27 protein-coding genes are annotated in these 20,212 nt (G+C 70.3%); 13 read left to right on the top strand and 14 right to left on the bottom strand.

Going from position 1 to position 20,212, the window contains the following annotated elements; translation table 11 throughout:
* Nucleotides 1-9: 9 nt before the first annotated feature.
* The 4 genes from ACIQI8_RS34890 to ACIQI8_RS34875 form a co-directional block, all read right to left on the bottom strand.
* A complete protein-coding gene (locus ACIQI8_RS34890; protein WP_402359554.1) occupies nt 10-198 on the bottom strand; it encodes a hypothetical protein in 189 nt (62 codons plus the stop codon).
* A gap of 54 nt (nt 199-252) precedes the next feature.
* Nucleotides 253-1,479, bottom strand: a complete 1,227-nt coding sequence (locus tag ACIQI8_RS34885) for a S1C family serine protease (protein ID WP_402359551.1) — start codon at nt 1,477-1,479, stop codon at nt 253-255.
* A 193-nt stretch (nt 1,480-1,672) separates the two neighbouring features.
* The gene (locus ACIQI8_RS34880) at nt 1,673-2,701 is read right to left on the bottom strand and encodes a LacI family DNA-binding transcriptional regulator (protein ID WP_402359548.1); all 1,029 of its coding nucleotides are present in this window, start codon (nt 2,699-2,701) and stop codon (nt 1,673-1,675) included.
* Between the two features lie 115 nt (nt 2,702-2,816).
* Nucleotides 2,817-3,596: a response regulator transcription factor gene (locus tag ACIQI8_RS34875; protein ID WP_402359545.1), complete on the bottom strand. Its 780-nt coding sequence runs from the start codon at nt 3,594-3,596 to the stop codon at nt 2,817-2,819.
* Between the two features lie 193 nt (nt 3,597-3,789).
* On the opposite strand from ACIQI8_RS34875, the gene ACIQI8_RS34870 reads away from it, so the two are divergent.
* Genes ACIQI8_RS34870 through ACIQI8_RS34860 form a run of 3 tightly spaced genes read left to right on the top strand, consistent with a single transcriptional unit; the run spans nt 3,790 to nt 6,133 of the window.
* Nucleotides 3,790-4,689, top strand: coding sequence for an alpha/beta hydrolase (locus ACIQI8_RS34870; protein WP_402359542.1), 900 nt, complete (start codon nt 3,790-3,792; stop codon nt 4,687-4,689).
* A 56-nt stretch (nt 4,690-4,745) separates the two neighbouring features.
* Entirely contained in the window at nt 4,746-5,000 is a 255-nt protein-coding gene (locus ACIQI8_RS34865; protein ID WP_123996627.1) for a MoaD/ThiS family protein, read from the top strand.
* Nucleotides 5,001-5,002: 2 nt separating this feature from the next.
* Nucleotides 5,003-6,133 carry a hypothetical protein gene (locus ACIQI8_RS34860; protein WP_402359539.1) on the top strand — a complete coding sequence of 377 codons (1,131 nt, stop codon included), beginning with the start codon at nt 5,003-5,005 and terminating at the stop codon, nt 6,131-6,133.
* A gap of 24 nt (nt 6,134-6,157) precedes the next feature.
* Here the strand turns inward: ACIQI8_RS34860 and ACIQI8_RS34855 are convergent, their stop codons facing one another.
* The 6 genes from ACIQI8_RS34855 to ACIQI8_RS34830 form a co-directional block, all read right to left on the bottom strand.
* Entirely contained in the window at nt 6,158-6,418 is a 261-nt protein-coding gene (locus ACIQI8_RS34855) for a DUF3099 domain-containing protein (RefSeq protein WP_280879399.1), read from the bottom strand.
* A 77-nt stretch (nt 6,419-6,495) separates the two neighbouring features.
* A complete protein-coding gene (locus tag ACIQI8_RS34850; RefSeq protein WP_004986406.1) occupies nt 6,496-6,783 on the bottom strand; it encodes a DUF1416 domain-containing protein in 288 nt (95 codons plus the stop codon).
* A gap of 41 nt (nt 6,784-6,824) precedes the next feature.
* Nucleotides 6,825-7,664: a sulfurtransferase gene (locus ACIQI8_RS34845; RefSeq protein WP_402359534.1), complete on the bottom strand. Its 840-nt coding sequence runs from the start codon at nt 7,662-7,664 to the stop codon at nt 6,825-6,827.
* A 124-nt stretch (nt 7,665-7,788) separates the two neighbouring features.
* A complete protein-coding gene (locus ACIQI8_RS34840) occupies nt 7,789-7,869 on the bottom strand; it encodes an Ms5788A family Cys-rich leader peptide (protein WP_350751515.1) in 81 nt (26 codons plus the stop codon).
* A gap of 201 nt (nt 7,870-8,070) precedes the next feature.
* Nucleotides 8,071-8,811 (bottom strand): DUF2993 domain-containing protein, encoded by a 741-nt coding sequence (locus tag ACIQI8_RS34835; protein ID WP_402359532.1) that lies wholly within the window; start codon nt 8,809-8,811, stop codon nt 8,071-8,073.
* Nucleotides 8,812-8,948: 137 nt separating this feature from the next.
* A complete protein-coding gene (locus ACIQI8_RS34830; protein WP_402359529.1) occupies nt 8,949-9,311 on the bottom strand; it encodes a DsrE family protein in 363 nt (120 codons plus the stop codon).
* Between the two features lie 101 nt (nt 9,312-9,412).
* Between ACIQI8_RS34830 and ACIQI8_RS34825 the strand changes: the two genes are divergently transcribed.
* The gene (locus ACIQI8_RS34825) at nt 9,413-10,150 is read left to right on the top strand and encodes a hypothetical protein (RefSeq protein ID WP_402359526.1); all 738 of its coding nucleotides are present in this window, start codon (nt 9,413-9,415) and stop codon (nt 10,148-10,150) included.
* Here the strand turns inward: ACIQI8_RS34825 and ACIQI8_RS34820 are convergent.
* On the bottom strand, nt 10,081-10,620 hold the full coding sequence (locus ACIQI8_RS34820) for a hypothetical protein (RefSeq protein ID WP_402359523.1): 540 nt from the start codon (nt 10,618-10,620) through the stop codon (nt 10,081-10,083). The genes ACIQI8_RS34825 and ACIQI8_RS34820 overlap by 70 nt on opposite strands.
* A gap of 84 nt (nt 10,621-10,704) precedes the next feature.
* Between ACIQI8_RS34820 and ACIQI8_RS34815 the strand changes: the two genes are divergently transcribed.
* The 5 genes from ACIQI8_RS34815 (at nt 10,705) to ACIQI8_RS34795 (ending at nt 14,591) form a co-directional block, all read left to right on the top strand.
* On the top strand, nt 10,705-11,487 hold the full coding sequence (locus ACIQI8_RS34815; protein ID WP_402359520.1) for a hypothetical protein: 783 nt from the start codon (nt 10,705-10,707) through the stop codon (nt 11,485-11,487).
* Nucleotides 11,484-12,353: a hypothetical protein gene (locus ACIQI8_RS34810; RefSeq protein WP_402359517.1), complete on the top strand. Its 870-nt coding sequence runs from the start codon at nt 11,484-11,486 to the stop codon at nt 12,351-12,353. The genes ACIQI8_RS34815 and ACIQI8_RS34810 overlap by 4 nt, the downstream gene beginning before the upstream one ends.
* A gap of 233 nt (nt 12,354-12,586) precedes the next feature.
* Nucleotides 12,587-13,162 (top strand): FABP family protein, encoded by a 576-nt coding sequence (locus ACIQI8_RS34805; protein WP_402359514.1) that lies wholly within the window; start codon nt 12,587-12,589, stop codon nt 13,160-13,162.
* Between the two features lie 15 nt (nt 13,163-13,177).
* Nucleotides 13,178-13,615 (top strand): Fur family transcriptional regulator, encoded by a 438-nt coding sequence (locus ACIQI8_RS34800; protein WP_402359511.1) that lies wholly within the window; start codon nt 13,178-13,180, stop codon nt 13,613-13,615.
* 10 nt (nt 13,616-13,625) lie between these two features.
* On the top strand, nt 13,626-14,591 hold the full coding sequence (locus ACIQI8_RS34795; protein ID WP_402359508.1) for a YgfZ/GcvT domain-containing protein: 966 nt from the start codon (nt 13,626-13,628) through the stop codon (nt 14,589-14,591).
* A 22-nt stretch (nt 14,592-14,613) separates the two neighbouring features.
* Here the strand turns inward: ACIQI8_RS34795 and dtd are convergent, their stop codons facing one another.
* Nucleotides 14,614-15,039 (bottom strand): D-aminoacyl-tRNA deacylase, encoded by a 426-nt coding sequence (gene dtd / locus ACIQI8_RS34790; protein WP_402359505.1) that lies wholly within the window; start codon nt 15,037-15,039, stop codon nt 14,614-14,616.
* A 200-nt stretch (nt 15,040-15,239) separates the two neighbouring features.
* On the opposite strand from dtd, the gene ACIQI8_RS34785 reads away from it, so the two are divergent.
* From ACIQI8_RS34785 to ACIQI8_RS34775, 3 genes are all read left to right on the top strand, one after another.
* Complete coding sequence (locus tag ACIQI8_RS34785; protein ID WP_402359502.1) at nt 15,240-15,869, top strand: aerial mycelium formation protein; 630 nt, start codon at nt 15,240-15,242, stop codon at nt 15,867-15,869.
* Between the two features lie 138 nt (nt 15,870-16,007).
* Nucleotides 16,008-16,988: an asparaginase gene (locus ACIQI8_RS34780; RefSeq protein ID WP_402359499.1), complete on the top strand. Its 981-nt coding sequence runs from the start codon at nt 16,008-16,010 to the stop codon at nt 16,986-16,988.
* A gap of 96 nt (nt 16,989-17,084) precedes the next feature.
* Nucleotides 17,085-18,338: a GNAT family N-acetyltransferase gene (locus ACIQI8_RS34775; RefSeq protein WP_402359496.1), complete on the top strand. Its 1,254-nt coding sequence runs from the start codon at nt 17,085-17,087 to the stop codon at nt 18,336-18,338.
* Nucleotides 18,339-18,607: 269 nt separating this feature from the next.
* On the opposite strand, the gene ACIQI8_RS34770 is transcribed toward ACIQI8_RS34775, so the two are convergent.
* Nucleotides 18,608-18,790, bottom strand: coding sequence for a hypothetical protein (locus ACIQI8_RS34770; protein WP_123996642.1), 183 nt, complete (start codon nt 18,788-18,790; stop codon nt 18,608-18,610).
* 244 nt (nt 18,791-19,034) lie between these two features.
* On the opposite strand from ACIQI8_RS34770, the gene ACIQI8_RS34765 reads away from it, so the two are divergent.
* Complete coding sequence (locus tag ACIQI8_RS34765; RefSeq protein WP_402359493.1) at nt 19,035-19,877, top strand: winged helix-turn-helix domain-containing protein; 843 nt, start codon at nt 19,035-19,037, stop codon at nt 19,875-19,877.
* 81 nt (nt 19,878-19,958) lie between these two features.
* Here the strand turns inward: ACIQI8_RS34765 and ACIQI8_RS34760 are convergent, their stop codons facing one another.
* On the bottom strand, nt 19,959-20,147 hold the full coding sequence (locus ACIQI8_RS34760) for a hypothetical protein (RefSeq protein ID WP_123996644.1): 189 nt from the start codon (nt 20,145-20,147) through the stop codon (nt 19,959-19,961).
* Nucleotides 20,148-20,212 lie beyond the last annotated feature (65 nt).

Raw genomic sequence — 20,212 nt, 5'->3', positions numbered from 1 at the left:
GTACGGATCTCAGCCGCGGGTCGCCGTGCGGCGACGGGCGCGGACCGGGGCCGTCGCCCGCCGGCCGGCGCCGTGCGCGACCGCCACCTCGGGCGCCCGGGCAGCCGGTGCGTGCAGTTCGTACGCCACGGCGAGGGCGAGACCGAGGTCGGCCGCGCCGATGGCGGCGCCGGTGTGCGAAACCTGCTGGATCTTCATGACGTACTCCCTGCTGGTTGCCGTGAGAGCGGTGGTACGGAGGGGCGCGCGAGGTCAGCTGTCGCTGCCGCCCGCCCGCAGAGTGGCCAGGTCGGCCTTGACGGTGTTGATCGGGATGGCGAAGCCGAGGCCGACGCTGCCGGCGTCGCTGGAGGTGGCCGACGAAGCGGCCGAGTACATCGCGGAGTTGATGCCGATGATGTTGCCGTTCGCGTCGATCAGCGCGCCGCCGGAGTTACCGGGGTTGAGCGAGGCGTCGGTCTGCAGCGCCTTGTAGGTCGTGGTGGAGGAGCCGGTGTCGCCGTTGAACTGCTGGCCGCCGAACTGGAACGGCCACTGGTCGCCGCCCTGTCCCTGACCCTGGCTCTGGCTCTCGTCGGTCGAGACGGTCACGTCACGGTTGAGCGCGGAGACGATGCCGCTGGTGACCGTGCCGGTCAGCCCCTCGGGGGAGCCGATCGCGACGACCTGGTCGCCGACCTGGACACCGTCGGAGTTGCCGAGGGTGGCCGGCCTGAGGCCGGAGGCGTTCTCCAGCTTGATCAGGGCGAGGTCCTTCTTGCTGTCGGTGCCGACGACCTTCGCGGTGTAGCTCTTGCCGTTGCTGGTCTGCACCTTGATCGTGCTGGCGCCGGAGATGACGTGGTTGTTGGTGACGATCTCGCCGTTGCTGGTGATGATCACGCCCGCGCCGGTGGACTGACCGGCGTTCGAGGTGGCGGTGATCTCGACCACGCTGGGGCTGACGGCGGCGGCGATGCTGGCGACGTCACCCTTCTTGCTGGACGGCACGACGCTGGTCGTGGTGGAGCTGGTGGCGACGGTGTCGCTGCCGGTCAGCTCCTGGATGCCGTACGCGGTGCCGCCGCCCACGGCCGCGGCCACGATCGCGACGGCGGCCAGCAGGGCGAGGGGCCCCCGGGTCCGCTTCTTCGCGTGCGGTGCGGCCCCGCCCGGCTCGGCGGGTACGGCGGTCATGACGGCCGTACCGCCGCCGTTGCCGTCACCGCCGTGGCCGGCACCGGCACCCTCGGCGGTGAAGTCGGCCGGGGCGGCGGCGTGCGAGGACTGGGCGGGCCAGACGGTGGTGCCGGGCTCGATGGTGACCGGCTCCACCGGAGGCTGCTGGGCCGGCTGCTGCTGAACGGGCTGCTGCGCGGGGGGCGGCGGCCACTCCGGATTCACGGGGGAGGAGGCGGGCTGCTGGTGGTACGCGTTCTGCTGCTGCTCGCCCTGGTACGGGTTCTCGTACTCGCCGCTTCGGCGGAGGCTCTCGGTCATGACAATGAGCATGTCGCCCGACCATGAGAGCTCCCTGAGTGCCCGCTGAGAAGCCCGGCAGAACCGCGTATGCCCGATATAAAGCCCGCTCAGGCACCAGGAAGGGCTCTCTCAGAAAGCCTTCATACGGATGCGGAAGCTCCTCATGCGGACGCGGAAACCCCTCGTACGGCCGGGTGAACGCGTCAGCCGGTCAGGCCGCGGCGCAACCGCACGACCGGCGCGTCACCAGTCGCGAGGGGAACACCTTCAGCCGCTCGCGCCGGGAGCCGGCCACCCGCAGGCCGTCGTCGAGGACGAGGTCCACGGCCGCGCGGGCCATCGCGGAGCGGTCCGACGCGACCGTGGTCAGCGGCGGGTCCGTCAGGGCCGCTTCCTTGATGTCGTCGAAGCCGGCCACGGCCAGCTCGCCCGGCACGTCGATGCGCAGTTCGCGGGCCGCGCGCAGCACGCCGATGGCCTGGTCGTCGGTGGAGCAGAAGATCGCGGGCGGGCGGCGGGGGCCGCCGAGGATCTCCAGCGCTATCCGGTAGGCGTCGTAGCGGTTGTACGGCGCCTCGAACAGCCGGTCCTCGGTGTGCTTGCCGGCCTCCTCCATCGCGCGCCGCCAGCCCTCGACGTGGTCGGAGACCGGGTCGCCGACGGCGGGGGTGTCGGCGGTGCCGCCCATGCAGGCGACGTACTCGTAGCCGTGCTCCAGCAGATGGGACACGGCGAGATGGGCGCCGCCCAGGTCGTCGGTGACGACGGCGACGTCGTCGATGGCCTCGGGCCGCTCGTGCAGCAGGACGACCCGGGCGTCCCAGGCCTCGATCTCCGCGGCCGCGTTGTCGTTGAGCGCGTGGCTGACGAGGATGAGTCCGGAGACCCGCATCCCGAGGAACGCGCGCAGATAGTGGACCTCGCGCTCACCGATGTAGTCGGAGTTGCCGACCAGCACCATCTTGCCGCGCTCGGAGGCGGCCTGTTCGACCGCGTGGGCCATCTCGCCGAAGAAGGGCTGACGGGCGTCCGGGACGATCAGGCCTATGAGGTCCGTGCGCCGCGACGCCATCGCCTGGGCGACTCGGTCCGGTCGGTACCCCAGCTCCTTGATCGCGCCGAGGACACGCTCGCGGGTGGCCGGGGCGACCGGCCGGGGTCCGTTGTTGATGACATAGCTGACCACGGCAGTCGACGTACCTGCCAGCCGCGCCACATCATCCCTGGTTACCTTGGCCACGCGCGGAGTCTACGCGGAGAGACCCGCTCTGGGCAGGGCGTGAAGGAGCTTGGCTCCCTGCTCCCGCTGCCGGGAGCGTCCCCGGTACGGGGACCATGCCCTGCCCACGCCTCCGCTACGCCTCGACCTGGACCTCGGTGTCCTCCAGGGCGGGCATCTCGTCCGACTCCTCCGTCTTTGCCCGGGCCGCCTTGGCCTTGGCCTCCTCGGCGGCGCGGTCGACCTTCTCGGGGGTAACGAATCGATAACCCACGTTCCGGACGGTCCCGATCAGCGACTCGTGCTCGGGTCCGAGCTTGGCGCGCAGCCGTCGTACGTGGACGTCGACCGTCCGCGTACCCCCGAAGTAGTCGTAGCCCCACACCTCCTGCAGCAGTTGCGCGCGCGTGAAGACGCGGCCCGGGTGCTGTGCGAGGTACTTCAGCAGCTCGAACTCCTTGAAGGTCAGGTCGAGGACCCGGCCCTTGAGCTTCGCGCTGTACGTCGCCTCGTCCACGGAGAGATCGCCGTTGCGGATCTCCATGGGGGAGTCGTCGTTGACGATCTGCTGCCGGCCCATGGCGAGGCGCAGCCGCGCCTCGACCTCGGCCGGACCGGCCGTGTCGAGCAGCACGTCGTCGATGCCCCAGTCGGCGGTGACGGCGGCGAGGCCGCCCTCGGTGACGACGAGGATGAGCGGACAGCCCGGACCGGTCGACCGGAGCAGCTGACACAGGCTGCGCACCTGGGGCAGATCACGCCGGCCGTCGATGAGGATGACGTCGGCACCTGGGGTGTCGACGAGAGCGGGGCCCTCGGCCGGGGCGACCCGCACGTTGTGCAGCAGCAGTCCGAGGGCGGGGAGCACCTCCGTCGACGGCTGGAGGGCATTGGTCAGGAGCAGCAGAGAACTCATATGTCTGGTTCCTCCTCGGTCCCTGCGAGGACGTGTGTCGTGCGGCACAGCACTTGCGATCCCGAGGGCCCTGTATCACCTGCGGCCACCTGTGGTTTCCCGAGGTTTCCCGCTTCGTATACAACGCTTTCGAAAGCACAAAAGGACCCGGGGGCTTCGCTGCCCGAGTCCTCTGCCGAGCAGAATAGCCCACATGAGCACTGGTCCGGCAGGTCATGTGGCACGATCCACCATTCGTCCGAACTCTGAGACGATCAGACGTACACCTTTGCGGACGTTTCTGCACACCGACGACGGGGTGACGATCGATTCCGTATACGACCCGGGTACGTCCGTATACGACGCTTCCACGCCATCGTCCGTTGATCTCGCGTTCGTCGTGGCCCACGGTTTCACCGGTGATGTGGACAAGCCGCACGTACGGCGGGTGGTGGACGCGTTCGCGCAGTACGCGCCCGTGGTCACGTTCTCCTTCAGAGGTCACGGGGCGTCCGGCGGGAGCTCCACGGTGGGCGACCGTGAGGTCCTCGATCTCGCGGCGGCGGTCGCCTGGGCGCGCGAACTCGGCCACGCGCGCGTGGTCACCGTCGGCTTCTCGATGGGCGGTTCGGTGGTGCTGCGGCATGCGGCGCTGTACGGCGGCCGGGAGCGCGAGGGTGACGCGGATGGTCCGGACGGTTCGGGGCGCGCGGGGCGCACGGAAGCGCGTACGGACGCGGTGGTTTCGGTGAGTGCGCCGGCCCGTTGGTACTACCGGGGCACGGCTCCCATGCGTCGCCTGCACTGGCTGGTGACGCGTCCGGAGGGCCGCCTGGTCGGCCGCTACGGCCTGCACACCCGCATCCACCACCGCGAATGGAACCCGGTCCCGCTCTCCCCGGTGGAAGCGGTCCCGAAGATCGCCCCGACCCCTCTCCTGATCGTCCACGGCGACCGTGACGGCTACTTCCCGGTCGACCACCCCAAGATGCTGGCCGAGGCCGCCGCCGGCCACGCCGAGCTGTGGTTGGAACCCATGGGCCACGCGGAACACGCGGCCGGTGACGAGCTGCTGGCCCGTATCGGGGACTGGGCCGTCGCCAAGGCGGGCTAGCCTGACGGGGTACACAGCCGAGTACACAGCCGATCGACAGAGGAACCGGTATCCGGATGCCAAAGGTGACGGTGCGCTATTGGGCCGCCGCGAAGGCCGCGGCCGGGGTGGCCGAGGAGCCGTACGACGCGGGCACGCTCGCCGAGGCGCTCGACGCCGTGCGCGAGCGACACCCCGGCGAACTGGCGCGCGTCCTGCGCCGATGCTCGTTCCTCATCGACGGGGACCCCGTGGGTACCCGCGGACATGAGACGGTACGGCTGGCCGACGGCGGCACGGTCGAGGTGCTCCCGCCGTTCGCAGGAGGGTGACGATGACCGACCAGCCGTACGACCCGAGATACCAGGGCTACGACCCCTACCAGCAGCAACCCCAGCAACAGCAGCCGCAGCAGCAGTGGCCGGGCCAGCAGGGCTACGAGGACCCGCACGCGGCCCAGCAGTACACGCAGCAGTGGCAGGGCCAGACCTGGGAGACGCAGGTCCACCAGCCGGTGCCTCCGGCGGCCCCGGCGGACACGGCGTACCTGCCCCCGCAGACACCCCCGGCCTACGGCGCGTACGGCAACGAGCCGCAGCCCCAGCCCTGGCAGCAGACGACCCCGCCGGCCCCGGCCCCCGAGCCCTTCGCGACGGACGCCCCCGCGCCGGCCGCCTACGGCCCGGCCACCGTCGCGGGCAACGCCCGCATCACGGACGCCCAGCGTGCCCGCCTGGAGGGCCGCTCCCCGATCATCGACCCGGGCATGCAGCCGGCGGCGCTGACGGCGCTGCTGGGCGTCCTCCTCTCCGCCACGGCGGCAGCGGGCTCGTACGCGCTCCTGCTCCCCCTGATCGCCCTCCAGGGCGTGACGGCGGCGGGATGGTTCCGCCTGAACGGCATGTGGCCGGCCCGCCAGGGCATCGCGCTGGCGTTCCTGGGCGCGCTGGTGGCGGACGTGGCCCTGCTGACGGCGGGCCGCGAGAACGGCCCGGCGGCGATCCTCGGCACCCTGGGCGTCTGGGTCCTGCTCTCCCTGGTCCTGCAACTCCGCTCCCACGCCGACCCGGACGAGCGGATGTACGGCCTGATGGCGGGCGTCGCCTCGGCGGCCCTGGCGATCATCGCGACCGGCTATCTGGCGGCGGACCCGGAGGCGGTCACGGTAGGAGCGGCGGCGGCAGCGGTGGCGATCCTGGCCCGAGCGCTCCCGCTGCCGACCCCGGCCTCCCTGATCGTCTCGCTCCTGGCGGCGGCCGGCGCGGGCATCGCGATGGGCGGCCTGACGGACTTCGGCGCCAAGGGCGCGCTCCTGGGCGCGGGCGCGGCGGTCTGCGCCCTGATCGGCCACCGCGTAGCGGCCTACGACTACCCGTCCCGCTTCGTGCACTTCACAGCGGGGGTCGCCCTGCCGCTGGCGGCGGCGGCACCGGTGGTGTGGGTGCTGGGGCGGGCGCTGGCGTAGTCGGGTGCCACCCGTACCAAGGCCTCAAGGACGCCGTTTCTTGCCGTCCAACTCGTCCCACCAGTCGTCCGACTTCGGGTCGCCCGACGGGTCGTCCCACCAGCGGTCGTCGGGGCCCCGCCGGTTCGCCACCATCGCGGCGACCGGCGGGATCAGCATGGCGACCACGCACATGCCCACGGCGACCGGTACGGACCACAGGCGCACGACGCCCCAGGCCAGGACGAACAGGCCGATGCACGTGCCCATCATGGCGAAGTAGACATGACGCCGTCGTGCCAACATACGTCCAGCGTAGGCCCGAAACGGGCAGAGGGCCGCACCCCCGACGGGGTACGGCCCTCCAGCCGATCAGCTGCCGCTCAGACCGCGATCGCGACCTCTGCCAGCCCACCCTGCTGGGCGACGACCGTGCGGTCGGCCGTGCCACCCGGCACCAGCGCGCGAACGGTCCACGTGCCCTCGGCCGCGTAGAAGCGGAACTGCCCCGTCGCCGAGGTCGGAACCTCCGCGGTGAACTCGCCCGTCGAGTCCAGGAGCCGCACATAGCCCGTCACCGGCTCGCCGTCACGCGTCACCTGGCCCTGGATCGTGGTCTCACCGGGCTTGATCGTCGAGGCGTCCGGGCCGCCGGCCTTCGCTCCGCACATGTCGTCTCTCCTGAGGGGTGATGAAAGGTCGGTCGGTGGTCCTACTTGTTGGCGCCGAGCTCGATCGGCACGCCGACGAGGCTGCCGTACTCGGTCCACGAGCCGTCGTAGTTCTTGACGTTCTCGACACCGAGCAGCTCGTGCAGCACGAACCAGGTCAGGGCCGAGCGCTCGCCGATACGGCAGTACGCGATGGTGTCCTTGGCGAGGTCGACCTGCTCCTCGGCGTAGAGCTCCTTGAGCTCGTCGTCCGACTTGAAGGTGCCGTCGTCGTTGGCGTTCTTCGACCACGGGATGTTGCGCGCGGACGGGACGTGACCCGGACGCTGCGACTGCTCCTGCGGCAGGTGGGCCGGCGCGAGCAGCTTGCCGCTGAACTCGTCGGGCGACCGGACGTCGACCAGGTTCTGCGCGCCGATGGCCGCCACGACGTCGTCGCGGAAGGCACGGATCGCGGTGTTCTGCGGCTTGGCCTTGTAGTCGGTGGTGGCGCGCTCGGGCACGTCCTCCACCAGCTCGCGGGCGTCCAGCTCCCACTTCTTGCGGCCGCCGTCGAGAAGCTTGACGTTCTCGTGGCCGTAGAGCTTGAAGTACCAGTAGGCGTAGGACGCGAACCAGTTGTTGTTGCCGCCGTAGAGGATCACCAGCGTGTCGTTGGCGATGCCCTTCGCCGACAGGAGCTTCTCGAAGCCCTCCTGGTCGATGAAGTCGCGGCGGACCGGGTCCTGCAGGTCCTTGGTCCAGTCGATGCGGATCGCATTGCGGATGTGGTTCTTCTCGTAGGCGGACGTGTCCTCGTCCACCTCCACGATCGCGATGTCGGCGTTGTCCAGGTTGTCCTGGACCCAGTCGGCGTCGACCAGGACGTCGCTGCGGCTCATGCTCTTTCTCCTCCGGGGCAGGTGCGGCGGGGCGTGCGAGATGCGAGGTGTGCGCGCTCGTGCGAGAGCGTGCGCACGGATGCCCTGAACAGGGCGGGGAGATGCGGAAGCCGAACGCTCCCGCTCAGAAGGGGCGACAGAGCATGGCGGCGACGCGGCACAGGTCGACTGCCCGCCGCTTCGTGAGGTCCGCCTGTCGCTTCATGACGACGATCGTAGGGACGGAAAGCCGGACATGTCACCGGCGTGTCAAATCCTGAGACGCGATCGTCCGCAATATGGGATGCGATGGCGGGGCGAACGCGTCCCGCACGGCCGCCGGGCCCCGGTACGGGGTGTCACATCTACGGGGCGGACGGCGCCGTCTCGCCTGTCGGACACCGTTCGTCCGTCAACGCCCCTCGTCCTACCCGGCCAGCTTGACGTTCGAACCCTTCACCGCGATCTCCACACCACTCTTCGCGGCCTGCACACTGTCCAGCTTGATGCCGCCCGGCAGCTGGTCGATGGTCTGCTGGAAGTCGGTGATCGAGCGCATCCGGGAGTCGGCGAGATCGACGACCAGCTTGGGCAGGTTGTCGGCGTGCACCTTGACCGTGTCGCCGGCGACGGTGACCGTGCTGAGCACGGGGTACGTCTGCGACTGGCCGAGCGCCGAGACCTTCACGTCGACCTTGATCTTGCCGTTGCCGCCGTCGGAGAGGCCGATGACCTGGGCGGTGACGCCGGTGAAGACCTGCGTCGGCTCGGACTTGGCGGCCTTGAGCAGCTCGTCGTAGGCGATGGTCGCGGTGCCGGCCGCGTTCGTGGCGGTGGCGGAGCTGTAGTCGCCGGAGAAGTCGACGCCCTTCATCTGCGCCTTGAGGTCGTCGATACGGATGGTCCGCGGACCGTCGCCCGCGCTGTTGCCGGTGTCGGCGTCGTAGTCCTTGATGCCGATCTCGACGTCGTCCAGCTCACCGGACGCGACCTGGGTGAGGAACGGGAAGCCCTTGATGGACACGTCCGGGGTGGCGGACAGGTTCTCGGTGGTCTTCAGCTTGTCCGCGACCTCGCCCTGGGCGAAGTGCAGGGCGACCCGGTCCGCGATCACGAAGAGGCCGCCCAGGATCACGACGACGATCAGAAGTATTCGCAGGGCGCGCATTCGGGTCCCCTACCTAGGCGGTCATCGGACGAGGGTCACTGACGACCGGGTGGCCGCCCAGCGCGAGACTAACCCCGTGGCCTAGGAACGCAGTCGGATTGTTGATCAGCTGTGACAGGAGAACCCCGGCGCGGACGTCAGTAGACGAGCGCCTGCGTCCCGTCGGACATCGCCTCCTGGACGAACACCTGCGCCCCCGCGATCCGCACGCCCTCGATGACGTCCTTCTCCGTGATGTCCCGTCGGGCCGCGCACTGGGTGCACAGGGTCACCTTGCCGCCGGCGAGAAGCGAGTCGAGCAGATCCGGCAGCGGCGCGGCATGCGGGAGGTCGAACTCGGCCGCGCGCCCCGGAAGCGCGAACCACGCCGACTCACCGGTCAGCCAGAGGGAGACGTCGACCCCGCTGGCCACGGCGACGGCGGCCACCGTAAAAGCCTGGGAGCACCGTTCGGGGGCGTCCGCGCCTGCCGTCACCTTGATCACGAGCTTCTTCGCCATGGCCGAATCGTAATCAACGCCTCCGCAACTACCGCCGGGACCCACGAGTCTTCTGTGCGCGTACATATGGCATGTGCGCTACACGTTTCGTGGGGGACGTCTTGGAAGTACCCGAACCGGCGGAGCCGACGGCGCGCCGGCGTCGTGGCCGTACCACCCTGCTGATCGCCGCAGCCGCTGTGCTCGGCGTCGTCGCGGGGACCTGCGTCGGCTACCTGATCCAGGCCGACCGTGAGCCGACGAAGCTCGCCTCCCTGTCCCAGCCGGTGCTGACGCAGGCGAAGGGCCCGGCCCCCGAGCCGCTGTCGGCCGCGCAGGACCGTCAGGTGAAGGTCGACGGCGACCTGCGCAAGCTGCTGCTGAAGAAGCCGGCCGGCGCGAAGGAGGCCGACTGGCTGACCGGCGACGACGGCTGGATGGACCTGGGCACCTACGCGGAGTCCTACGAGTCGCCGGGCGACATGTTCGGCGAGCTGGTCGGTGACGAGTTCCGCCGGGCCGCCGTCACCGGCTGGGAGTCGGGCAACCAGACCGTCGAGATCCGGCTGCTCCAGTTCCGCCAGGAGGAGTCCGGAGCGGCGGCCGACGTCGTGGACAACAACGAGTACTGGGCCGACGCCAAGTCCGGCACCGACAGCTGGTCCGTGCCGGGCACCGGCGAGGGAATGGCGTACGTCCACACCAAGCCGAAGACCGAGGCGGGATACCTGCCGCAGTACAGCGCCGAGGCCACGGCCTCCCGCGGCGACATCGCCGTGGAGATCTGGGTCTACGACACCAAGCCGATCCCCAAGGCGAAGATCCTGGACCTGGCCGAGCGGCAGATGGAGCGGCTGTGACAGAGAACGAGAAGAACCCGCTCGACTCCGCCGATGAGGCGGGTCCTGCCGCCGAGGCTGGTCCGGTCGGCGAGGCGGGCCGTGCCGGCGAGTCCGGTCCAGCCGCGCCTGCCGGTCCGGTCGACGGAGAGAGTCCTGCCGCCGAGGCCGGTCGTGCCGGGGAGAGCGGTGCTGTCGGTGACGCCGTTCCGGTTGGCGAGACCGGTCCGGACGATGAGGCGGGTCCTGCCCGCGGGACGGGTTCCGCCGGCGAGGCGAGCCGTGCGGCCGAGTCCGGTCCAGCCGCGCCTGGCGGTCCGGTCGACGAGGCGGCTTCTGCCCCCGAGGCCGACCCGGTCGGTGAGGTGGGTTCTGTTGGCGAAGCGAGTCGTGCCGTCGCGTCCGGTCCCGTCGGTCCGGTCGGAGAGCCGGGTCCTGTCGGTGAGGTCGCTCCTGTTGCCGAGGTCGCTCCCGTCGGTGAGTCCCGGCACGTCGCCCAGGCCACTCCCGGTGACGAGTCCGGTCCCGTCGGCGCGGTCGGCTCTGTCGAGGCCCTCGGGGAGACCGCCGCTCCCGTGCCGGCCGGCAAGAAGTCCGGCCGTCGTCGCCGTACCGTTTCCGTCACCGCTGTCGTGCTGCTCGTTGCCGCTGTCGTCGCCGGGGTCGCGTACACCGTCATCACCGTGCGCAACGCCGACCGTGACGCGCAGGCGCCGGAGTGGAAGTTCCCGTCGAGGCGGCTGGAGGGGCAGGGCTCGGGCGGCGAGCCCAAGGGCGCGTCCGCGAACGGGCTCGGCGGGATGCTCGTCCCGTACGGCACCGACGGCTGGAGCCGCGGGCCCGACCTCGGACAGTTCGGCTCGGACGCGGAACTCAGCGGCGCCCAGGCCTCGGCCCTGCGCAAGGAGTCGTTGAGCGATCTGCCCCGCTCCCAGCGCACACAGTTGCAGAAGCAGTACGACAAGCACCCCATCAAGGGCATGGCGATGCGCAGCTACCTCAGCTCGGACGCGAGCAACCTCGACACCAACGACGGGATCTTCACCGTCAGCGTCCTGCTGACGCGGATGGACAGCCGGGCGCAGGCCAAGACGCTCTCCTCGGTCGAGAACGAGCTCTTCGAGGCCTTCGACCTCTTCCGCAAGGGCCCCGCCGTCAAGGGCCACAAGGACGCCAAGTGCTTCCTGCCGCCCAAGGACGCCGACTCCGAGCTCACCGGCATGTACTGCTCCGCGTCCATCGGAGACGTCATGGTCACCCTCAGCGCGGACGGGCCCAAGCCACTCGACAGCAAGGGCGTCGCGTTGCTGATGAGCCAGCAGCTCGACCGCATCGCGGAGCCGGGAGAAGCCGTATGACCGAGCAGACGCAAGCGACGACACCGGTACCGCCCATGCCGACCGCCCCGCCCTCGGTCCCGGAACCGATCCCCGTACCGGAACCGGCGCCCGCACCCAAGAAGGACCGCCGAGCCCTGCGGAGCGTGCTGCGCTGGACCGCCGCCGTCGTCGCGTTCGCGGCGGTCGGGGCGGGGACGGCGTACGGGATCACCGGCATGGAGCGGACGGACGTACCCGGACTGGCCACCGCGTCGGACGGGCGGTGGGACTACCCCACGCTCACCCTGCCGCCGCTCCCCTCCGGCAGCCCGGGCCCCTTCGCCGAGACGAACAAGGCCGGCGCGCACTACGCCGACCTGCGCGCCCTGCTTCTGCCCGCGCCCAAGGGTGCGACGGAGGACAAGAAGCTGCGCGGCGCGGACGGCTGGCTGGCGACAAAGGACTTCCTGGCGGAGTACGCCGAGAAGGACGACCGGACCGAGCTGGCGCAGAAGTTCACCGACGCGGGGCTGCGGCACATCGCGGCCCGCGGCTGGACCACCACGGACGGCACGCACACGCGCGTGTACCTGCTGCAGTTCGGCACGGCCGCGGTCGTCGACGAGATGTTCAGCGCCGACATCGCGCCCTACAGCAGCCCGGGCTACCCCCTGCGCGGCGCCGGTGCCTCCGTCTTCGACGAGGACTTCCCGGAGGCGGCCCGGCTGGAGAAGATCCCGTACTCCGCCTACGTCGAGACCAAGCCGTACGGCGCCGAGCACGTGCGGCAGGCGTACCTGTCCGCCGGTGACGTACTGGCCCTGGTCGTGCAGTCCCGCAAGGGCGTCGCGAAGGCCGTGCCCTTCCAGCAGACGGTCACTCTGCAGAGCCAGCTGCTGGACTGACCCCGCGGGGTGCACCTCGCGGAGAGAGCCGGGCCCTGGCCGACTAAGCTGGGGCCCGGCTCAGTACCGCCCACTTCCGATCGTCCGAGGAGCCCCCCGTGCTTGAGGCATTCTTCGAAGCCCTGCTCGCCCTTGTCTGCGTCGGCGTGCTCGCCTTCGCAGGGCTGACCGTGAAGAAGCTGTACCAGGGCCAGCGCTGATCCCCATAAAGCCTTGAAGGAACTGCCGATCCCATGATCGAGATCCCGTCCGACCTCCACAAAGACCTGGTCCCTCTCGTCTTCCTGCTCGGCGACTGGGCCGGCGCGGGTGTGCATGACTTCCCCGGCTCCGAGAAGTGCAACTTCGGCCAGGAGGTCTCCTTCACGCACGACGGCCGTGACTTCCTGGAGTACCGCTCCCACACCTGGGTGCTGGACAACGAGGGGAACAAGGTCCGCCCCCTGGAGTCCGAGTCCGGCTTCTGGCGCATCGACGCCGACCGCAAGGTCGAGGTCACGATGACCCGCGACGACGGCGTCATCGAGATCTGGTACGGCGAGCTGGCCCAGCAGAAGCCCCAGATCGACCTGGTCACGGACGCCGTCGCCCGCACGGCCGCCTCCCGCCCCTACACCGGCGGCAAGCGCCTCTACGGCTACGTCAAGAGCGACCTCATGTGGGTCGGCGAGAAGCAGACCCCCGAGGTCGAGCTGCGCCCCTACATGTCCGCCCACCTCAAGAAGGTCGTCACCCCCGAGGACGTCGAACGCTGGGCGAAGGCCCTCCCGGACGACATGCCGGACGACGGGATCGCTTTCTTCAAGTAGTCCTACACTTCCAGTGTGGTGAGCACCGACTGGAAGAGTGACCTCAGGCAGCGCGGCTACCGGCTGACGCCGCAGCGGCAACTCGTGCTCGAAGCCGTGGACACCCTGGAACACGCGACCCCCGACGACATCCTCGTGGAAGTGCGGAAGACGGCGTCGGGGGTGAACATCTCCACGGTGTACCGGACCCTGGAGCTGCTGGAGGAGCTCCAGCTGGTCAGTCACGCGCATCTCGGGCACGGCGCGCCGACGTACCACCTCGCGGACCGGCACCATCACATCCATCTGGTCTGCCGGGACTGCGACAACGTCATCGAGACCGATGTGGCGGTCGCCGGCGGTTTCACGGACAAGCTCCGCGAGGACTTCGGCTTCGAGACCGACATGAAGCACTTCGCCATCTTCGGTCGCTGCCGCGACTGCTCGCTCAAGAGTTCAACTACCGAGTCGTAGGCTTGTGCGCATGAAGAGCCCTCTGCTGTCCCTGCCCGGCGCGGTTCCCGCCGAGGGCGTGGACGAAAGCGTCGCCGCCCACTACGGCGACCTGTTCCGCGAGCAGCGTGCCCTCGCCGACGGCACCGGGTTCGTCGACCTCTCCCATCGGGGTGTCGTCGCCGTCACCGGTGCGGACCGGCTGAGCTGGCTGCACCTGCTGCTCACCCAGCACGTCAGCGACCTGCCGGCCGGCCTCGCCACCGAGGCGCTGATCCTCTCCGCGCACGGCCACATCGAGCACGCCCTCTATCTCGTCGACGACGGCACGACGGTCTGGATCCACGTGGAGCCCGGCACCCAGGAGGCGCTGATCGCCTACCTGGAGTCCATGAAGTTCTTCTACCGCGTCGAAGTCGCCGACCGCAGCGACGAGTTCGCGGTCGTGTTCCTCCCCGCCGGTTCCATCGCCGAGGTGCCCGAAGGCGTCGTCGTCCGCGAGACGCCGTACGGCCGTGATCTCTTCCTGCCGCGCGCCGAGCTGGAGTCCTTCGCCGCCAAGGCCGGACCGGCGGCCGGGATCCTCGCCTACGAGGCCCTGCGCGTCGAGCACCACCAGCCCCGCCTCGGCTTCGAGACCGACCACCGCACCATCCCGCACGAACTGGGCTGGATCGGCACGGCCGTTCACTTGCAGAAGGGCTGCTACCGGGGCCAGGAGACCGTCGCCCGCGTCCAGAACCTGGGCAAGCCCCCGCGCCGGCTGGTCTTCCTCCACCTCGACGGCAGCGAGGTTCATCTCCCGGCGGCGGGCACGGAACTCCGTGTCGCCGACGAGGGGCCCGACGGCCGCAAGATCGGCTTCATCACGACGGCCGTACGGCACCACGAACTCGGCCCGATCGCCCTCGCGTTGGTCAAGCGGAACGTGCCCGTGGACGCGCGGCTGCTCGCCGACGCCACGGCCGCGGCCCAGGAAGTCGTCGTAGAGCCGTAGCTGTTCGGGGCCGGGGCGCGGCTCACATCTCCAGCAGGACCGTGAACGGGCCGTCGTTCGTCAGGGACACCCGCATCCGCGCGCCGAAGCGGCCCGTCGCCACCGTCGCGCCCAGGGCGCGCAGTTGGGCCACGACCTCATCGACCAGGGGTTCGGCGATGTCGCCGGGGGCGGCCGCGTTCCAGGTGGGGCGGCGGCCCTTGCGCGCGTCGCCGTACAGCGTGAACTGGCTGATGACCAGGAGCGGGGCGTCGATGTCGCTGCACGACCTCTCGTCGTGCAGCATGCGAACGGACCAGAGTTTGCGGGCGAGTTGGGCCGCCTTCTCCTTGGTGTCCTCGTGCGTCACGCCGACCAGGACGCACAGGCCCTCGCCCTCGATCGCCCCGACCGTCTCGCCGTCCACGACGACGCTCGCGCCGTCGACCCTCTGCACCACTGCTCGCATGCGGACCATCATGCCGTGCGCATGAGAAGGGTCCGCAGGGGGCTGAGGGATGGGACCGCAGGGCCGAGAGCGGTCGGCGGGCGGCTTCTTATTGATCCTTAACCCCCCATCTGGGGCCGATCGGGGGCACTCGGTCACATAGCGGCCACTTGGGGTGGCACGATGCTTCACACATCCGGTCGAGGGGACGGTAGAGGCACATGAGCACACCGAGCAGCGGGCAGCCACCCGGGGCGGTCTCGTTGATCCGCGACGCGGACCGCACGCCGGTACGGCCGCCCACACAGCGCACCGACAGCCCGGGACGGCGCATCGACCCCTCCGGTCTGCCCGCCGATCCGCCCGAGCCCGACCTGACCGTGCTGAGCCTGCCCGAGCTGCGCACCCTGCGCCGCGACGCGCAGCGCGACGAGGCCGACCTCAGCTATGTACGCCGGCTGCTCCAGGGCCGTATCGACATCCTCCGCGCCGAACTGGCCCGGCGCTCCCCGGCCGGCGCCGCCTCCGTCGTCGTGGTCGAGCGGCTCGGCGAGATCCTGACCGACGCCCCGGCCCGGCACCGCTCCTCGGCCCGCCATGTGACGCTGGGTACACCGCACAGCGAGGAGTACCGGCGGCTGGCCGCGGACATGCTCGCGGAGGTCGAGCTGTCGGACCTGGACGCCCGTACGGACCTGGAACTGAACACGGCGATGGGCCGGCTCGTGCGCTACGAGCAGCAGGTCTCCCGGCGCCGGCAGCGGCTGCAGCGCACGGCGGACGACTGCAGCGGGGAGATCACCCGCAGGTACCGTGAAGGGGAAGCGCAAGTCGACGACCTGCTGATGTGAGGCGGGGCCCCGGCGATCCCGGGTGCGCCGGGCCTTCGGGCGGGTCCGCTCCACCCGGGTGCGTCAGGTGTCCGGGCGGCACGCCACACCCGGGTGCGTCAGGGCTCACCCGGGACCCTCTCCGGAAGGCCACCGCCGATGTCCGTCTCCGCCGTCTCCGCCAACTCCGCCGACTCTCCGATACCCCCCGTGCTCGCCGAGGTCGTCCGCTCCGGGTTCGTCGAGAGCAGACACCGGGGCAGCCTGGTCCTCCTGGACGCGGACGGGGCGGTGGAACTGGCGCTCGGGGAAGTGACGGAACCGGTCTTCCCGCGCTCCTCCAACAAGCCGATGCAGGCGGCGGGCGTGCTGCGAGCGGGCCTCGACCTGGCGGGTGAGCGACTGGCGCTTGCCGCCGCGAGCCACTCGGGCGAACCCTTCCACCGGGATCTGGTCCAGAAGATGCTGGACGAGCACGGGCTCGACGCGGGCCTGCTCCAGTGCCCGCCCGACCTGCCCCTGGACGAGGCGGAGCGTGAGACCTACCTCGCCGCCGGAGCCGTACGCGACCGCGTCACCATGAACTGCTCCGGCAAGCACACCGCCATGCTCGCCGCGTCCGCCCTGAACGGCTGGTCGCTGGACACCTACCTCGACCCGGCCCACCCGCTCCAGCAACTCATCCACAGGGTTGTGGAGGAAGCGTCGGGGGAGCGGGTCGCGGCGGTGGGCACGGACGGCTGCGGGGCGCCCCTGATGGCGATCTCCCTGACCGGCCTGGCCCGCGCCTTCCACACCTTCGTCCTGTCGCCCTCCGACTCCCCGGAACGCCGGGTGGCCGACGCCATGCGCGCCCACCCCGAGTACGTGGCCGGCACCCACCGCCACGACACCTGGCTCATGCGGGAGGTCCCGGGCGTCCTGTCCAAGATGGGCGCGGAGGGCGTCCAGGCGGTCGCCCTCCCCGACGGCCGGGCCCTCGCCTTCAAGGTCGAGGACGGGGCCGTACGGGCACTGCGACCGGTACTGGCCCGCGCGCTGACCCTGCTGGGGGTCGAGTCGCCGGTGGTGGAGCGGATCGGGCGAGTGGGGTTGTCGGGGGGCGGGCGGGTGGTGGGGGAGATCCGGGCGGGGTTCTGAGTGGTCGGGCGAGGACTGAGGAGGGGAGGCCGTGGCTCAGGTGCTGTCTCGAAAATCCGCGCGACGACCTCACCGCCGTGGATCTACGGTGGTTTCATGAGCCGATCCGCGCATGTCGACGTCCGTCCGATCACCGAGGCCGAGTTTCCCGACTGGCTGCGGGCGGTGAACACCGGGTTCCTGCGGGAGCCGGTGGTGGGTGAGGACGAACTGGCGGCTCGGCGTGCGCAGTTCCAGCCGGGGCGGTATCTGGCGGCGTTCGACGGGGACCGGTGCGTGGCGACGTTCCGGTCGTTCGCGCAGGAGGTCACCGCGGTCGGGGGTGCCCCGGTGGCCGCCGATGCCGTCACCGGGGTCACCGTCACGGCCACCCATCGCCGGCGCGGCCTGCTCACGCGCATGATGAACCAGGACCTCGCGGCCGCGAAGGAACGCGGCGATGTGGTGGCCACGTTGATCGCCGCCGAGTACCCGATCTACGGGCGCTACGGCTTCGGGCCCGCCGCCTCCTCGACCGAGTGGGTCGTCGACGTCCCGCGCACCGGGCTCGACCGGCGCTGGTCGGGGCCGGCGGACGGCGGGCGGATCGACCTCGTGGAGCCCGAGGAGGTACGCAAGATCGGCCCGGAGCTGCATGAGCGGGTGCGTCGCGGTACGCCGGGTGCCGTCAGCCGCGACGACTGGTGGTGGCAGCTCAGGACCGGCGCCGTGCGCGTCGAGAAGTCGTGGACGGTCCCGTTCTTCGTGGCGTACCGCGCACCGGACGGCACGGTCGAGGGCCTCGCGGCCTACGAGGTGGACGACAACTGGGGTGACGCGAAGCAACCGTTGGACACGGCGACCGTGCGCTGGCTGAGCGCGGCGACACCGGCCGCCGAGCGCGCCCTGTGGCACTACCTCTGCTCGATCGACTGGGTGACCCGGGTGAAGTCCGGCCCCCGCGCCCCCGACGACCTGCTCCCCCTCCTCCTGCCCGACCCGCGCGCCGCGCGCATCACGACGCAGTCGGACTGGTTCTGGGTGCGGATCCTGGATGTCGTACGGGCTCTTGAGGCGCGTACGTACGAGGGGACGGGGTCCCTGGTCCTTGAGGTGGCCGACCGGGCCGGACTGACCGGCGGGCGCTACCGGTTGGAGGCGTCACCGGAGGGCGCGTCCTGCGTGCCGACCACCGAGAGCGCCGAACTCTCCCTCGATGTGGCCGAGTTGGCGGCGCTGTGGCTCGGTGACGAGTCGGTGGCGCGGCTGCTTGCGCTGGGGCGGGTCCGGGAAGAACGAGCGGGCGCCGGCCGAGTGGCCGACGCCCTGCTGCGTACGTCCAGGCGGCCTTGGTGCCCGGACATGTTCTGAGACCTGCTTTCGGTCGACGGTCCTTCATGGCTGGTGCGGTACTCATCCGTAGCTGAGCTCTTCAGTTGTGGCTGTGCGGTCGTGCTCGTTCAGTGGTGCCTGTTCAGTTGTGACGGTGCCGGTGGAGCTGTTCAGTTGTCGGTGTTCAGTTGTGACTGTGCGGTTGGTGCAGACTGACCAAGCTCCCGGCTCCCCTCCGGAAGGGAGCTCGGTCAGCCGGACTGGATCGGCTCAGCCGAACGGTGTCGGCTCAGCCGAACGGTGTCGGCTCAACCGGACTGGGCGAGCAGCATCACGAGGATGACCGCTCCGATGCCGCTGATCAGGGTGTTTCGGGCTTTGATCCCGACGGTCAGCGCGACGATGGCGATGATGCCCATCGGGCCGTACCGCCACTGGACGAGCTGCTCGAAACCGATGGCGAGGGCGGCGACGAAGAGTGCGAGCGGCATGAACGGTCCCTCCTTCGGGACGGGGAGGCGGACCCCGGTGGCCAACCCTCCTGAAGTTTGACCATGTTGCTCAAGTTGGCGACCAACTTCACTTCAGTTATCTCCACTTGGAAGCGTCTCATAACCACCTTCAGGAGAACTGCCCAAAGATGGCGGGAAGTTGTAGTGTTTGGTCGTGGACCCGAAACACGGCTCCGTCAATGGGCGGACGAGGTCACAGCGGCCACAGCTGTCCCATCACGACGTGGCCGACGAGCTGCGCGCCCGGATAACCAGCGGCGCGCTGCGGGCGGGCCAGCGCATGCCCACCCAGGCCAGGTTGGCCGACGAGTTCGGCGTCGAACGCGGTGCCGTACGCCAGGCGCTGCGGATCCTGCAGTCCGAGCGCCTGTTGACCAACGTGTCCAAGGGCAGCCCCGCGACCGTCGCCCTGGACCTGGGCCTCGGCAACGCCCTGACCGGCCCCGCAGCGCCCCCGCAGCCCACCACCGTCGCCCTCGCTCCCCGCATAGCGGCCGCCTTCGCGACCCCGCACGTCGAGATAGACGCCCTGTGTCTGACCTCGGTTTCGCTGACCCTGGCGATGGGCGAACCGCTGCGCCAGATCCACGCCGGACAGCTAAATCCGGCCAAGGTGGATGTCCGGGTCCTGCTTCCCTCGCGGGACATCGACCTGGCTTTCCCGACGCCGGTGGACGACGACTCCACCGACGACCGGCTGCAACGCCGTTGGCTGGCCCAGCGCAACGCCCAGGGGCAGGTGCTCCAGCACAACCTGCTGGCGTTACGCGCCACGCACGGGATCGACGTACACGTCACCTTCCGCGCGCTGCCCTTCACCCCGCCGGTGAAGCTGTACCTGGTCAACGGCACGGAGGCGCTCTTCGCGTACTACACGCTCACGCGGCGCGCGGAGGAGATCGGGGAGGAGCACCTGGAGATGTACGACGCCGAGGGCACGCAGTCGATGCTGTTCTCCTTCTCCCAGGGCGCCGGCCTGCGGGACACCACCTTCGTGGAGCAGTCCCACCTGTGGTTCAACGCGCTGTGGGAGACGATCAGTTCGGAGCTGACGCTCACGAGCTGATGTCTCCCACGGGTTCTACTGGTTCTGCGGGTTCTGCGGGTTCTGCGGGTTCTGTGGTGAGGGGCCGGACGGTGGCACCGCTCATAGAGCGGGGCCCGTCACCAGCAGGGCGAGCACCACGGCGCCGATGGAGCTGACGGCCGGGCTCTTGGCCTTGATGCCTATGGTGAGCAGGAGCAGCCCGATGATCCCGGTGACGCCGTACTTCCACTGGAGGGTCTGCTCGATGCCGACGACGAAGACGGCGGAGAGGAGAGCGAGGACAGGCACGGTGGTTCCCCCTTCAGGCTTCGCGGGCGGGACGGTGCGTGGGGGGTGGTGCCGGTAGAGGAAGC

Source organism: Streptomyces sp. NPDC092369, from assembly GCF_044755245.1.
GTDB lineage: Bacteria > Actinomycetota > Actinomycetes > Streptomycetales > Streptomycetaceae > Streptomyces.
The sequence above is the reverse complement of the archived record's forward strand: the minus strand, read 5'-3'. Positions and strand labels throughout refer to the sequence as shown.

What these genes read in the sequence shown, in the direction of transcription:
- ACIQI8_RS34890 (WP_402359554.1), bottom strand. Translation starts at nt 198, where the DNA reads ATGAAGATCCAGCAGGTTTCGCACACCGGCGCCGCCATCGGCGCGGCC.
- ACIQI8_RS34885 (WP_402359551.1), bottom strand. Translation starts at nt 1,479, where the DNA reads ATGACCGAGAGCCTCCGCCGAAGCGGCGAGTACGAGAACCCGTACCAG.
- ACIQI8_RS34875 (WP_402359545.1), bottom strand. Translation starts at nt 3,596, where the DNA reads ATGAGTTCTCTGCTGCTCCTGACCAATGCCCTCCAGCCGTCGACGGAG.
- ACIQI8_RS34870 (WP_402359542.1), top strand. Translation starts at nt 3,790, where the DNA reads ATGAGCACTGGTCCGGCAGGTCATGTGGCACGATCCACCATTCGTCCG.
- ACIQI8_RS34865 (WP_123996627.1), top strand. Translation starts at nt 4,746, where the DNA reads ATGCCAAAGGTGACGGTGCGCTATTGGGCCGCCGCGAAGGCCGCGGCC.
- ACIQI8_RS34860 (WP_402359539.1), top strand. Translation starts at nt 5,003, where the DNA reads ATGACCGACCAGCCGTACGACCCGAGATACCAGGGCTACGACCCCTAC.
- ACIQI8_RS34855 (WP_280879399.1), bottom strand. Translation starts at nt 6,418, where the DNA reads ATGTTGGCACGACGGCGTCATGTCTACTTCGCCATGATGGGCACGTGC.
- ACIQI8_RS34850 (WP_004986406.1), bottom strand. Translation starts at nt 6,783, where the DNA reads ATGTGCGGAGCGAAGGCCGGCGGCCCGGACGCCTCGACGATCAAGCCC.
- ACIQI8_RS34845 (WP_402359534.1), bottom strand. Translation starts at nt 7,664, where the DNA reads ATGAGCCGCAGCGACGTCCTGGTCGACGCCGACTGGGTCCAGGACAAC.
- ACIQI8_RS34840 (WP_350751515.1), bottom strand. Translation starts at nt 7,869, where the DNA reads ATGAAGCGACAGGCGGACCTCACGAAGCGGCGGGCAGTCGACCTGTGC.
- ACIQI8_RS34835 (WP_402359532.1), bottom strand. Translation starts at nt 8,811, where the DNA reads ATGCGCGCCCTGCGAATACTTCTGATCGTCGTCGTGATCCTGGGCGGC.
- ACIQI8_RS34830 (WP_402359529.1), bottom strand. Translation starts at nt 9,311, where the DNA reads ATGGCGAAGAAGCTCGTGATCAAGGTGACGGCAGGCGCGGACGCCCCC.
- ACIQI8_RS34810 (WP_402359517.1), top strand. Translation starts at nt 11,484, where the DNA reads ATGACCGAGCAGACGCAAGCGACGACACCGGTACCGCCCATGCCGACC.
- ACIQI8_RS34805 (WP_402359514.1), top strand. Translation starts at nt 12,587, where the DNA reads ATGATCGAGATCCCGTCCGACCTCCACAAAGACCTGGTCCCTCTCGTC.
- ACIQI8_RS34795 (WP_402359508.1), top strand. Translation starts at nt 13,626, where the DNA reads ATGAAGAGCCCTCTGCTGTCCCTGCCCGGCGCGGTTCCCGCCGAGGGC.
- dtd (WP_402359505.1), bottom strand. Translation starts at nt 15,039, where the DNA reads ATGCGAGCAGTGGTGCAGAGGGTCGACGGCGCGAGCGTCGTCGTGGAC.
- ACIQI8_RS34785 (WP_402359502.1), top strand. Translation starts at nt 15,240, where the DNA reads ATGAGCACACCGAGCAGCGGGCAGCCACCCGGGGCGGTCTCGTTGATC.
- ACIQI8_RS34780 (WP_402359499.1), top strand. Translation starts at nt 16,008, where the DNA reads ATGTCCGTCTCCGCCGTCTCCGCCAACTCCGCCGACTCTCCGATACCC.
- ACIQI8_RS34775 (WP_402359496.1), top strand. Translation starts at nt 17,085, where the DNA reads ATGAGCCGATCCGCGCATGTCGACGTCCGTCCGATCACCGAGGCCGAG.
- ACIQI8_RS34770 (WP_123996642.1), bottom strand. Translation starts at nt 18,790, where the DNA reads ATGCCGCTCGCACTCTTCGTCGCCGCCCTCGCCATCGGTTTCGAGCAG.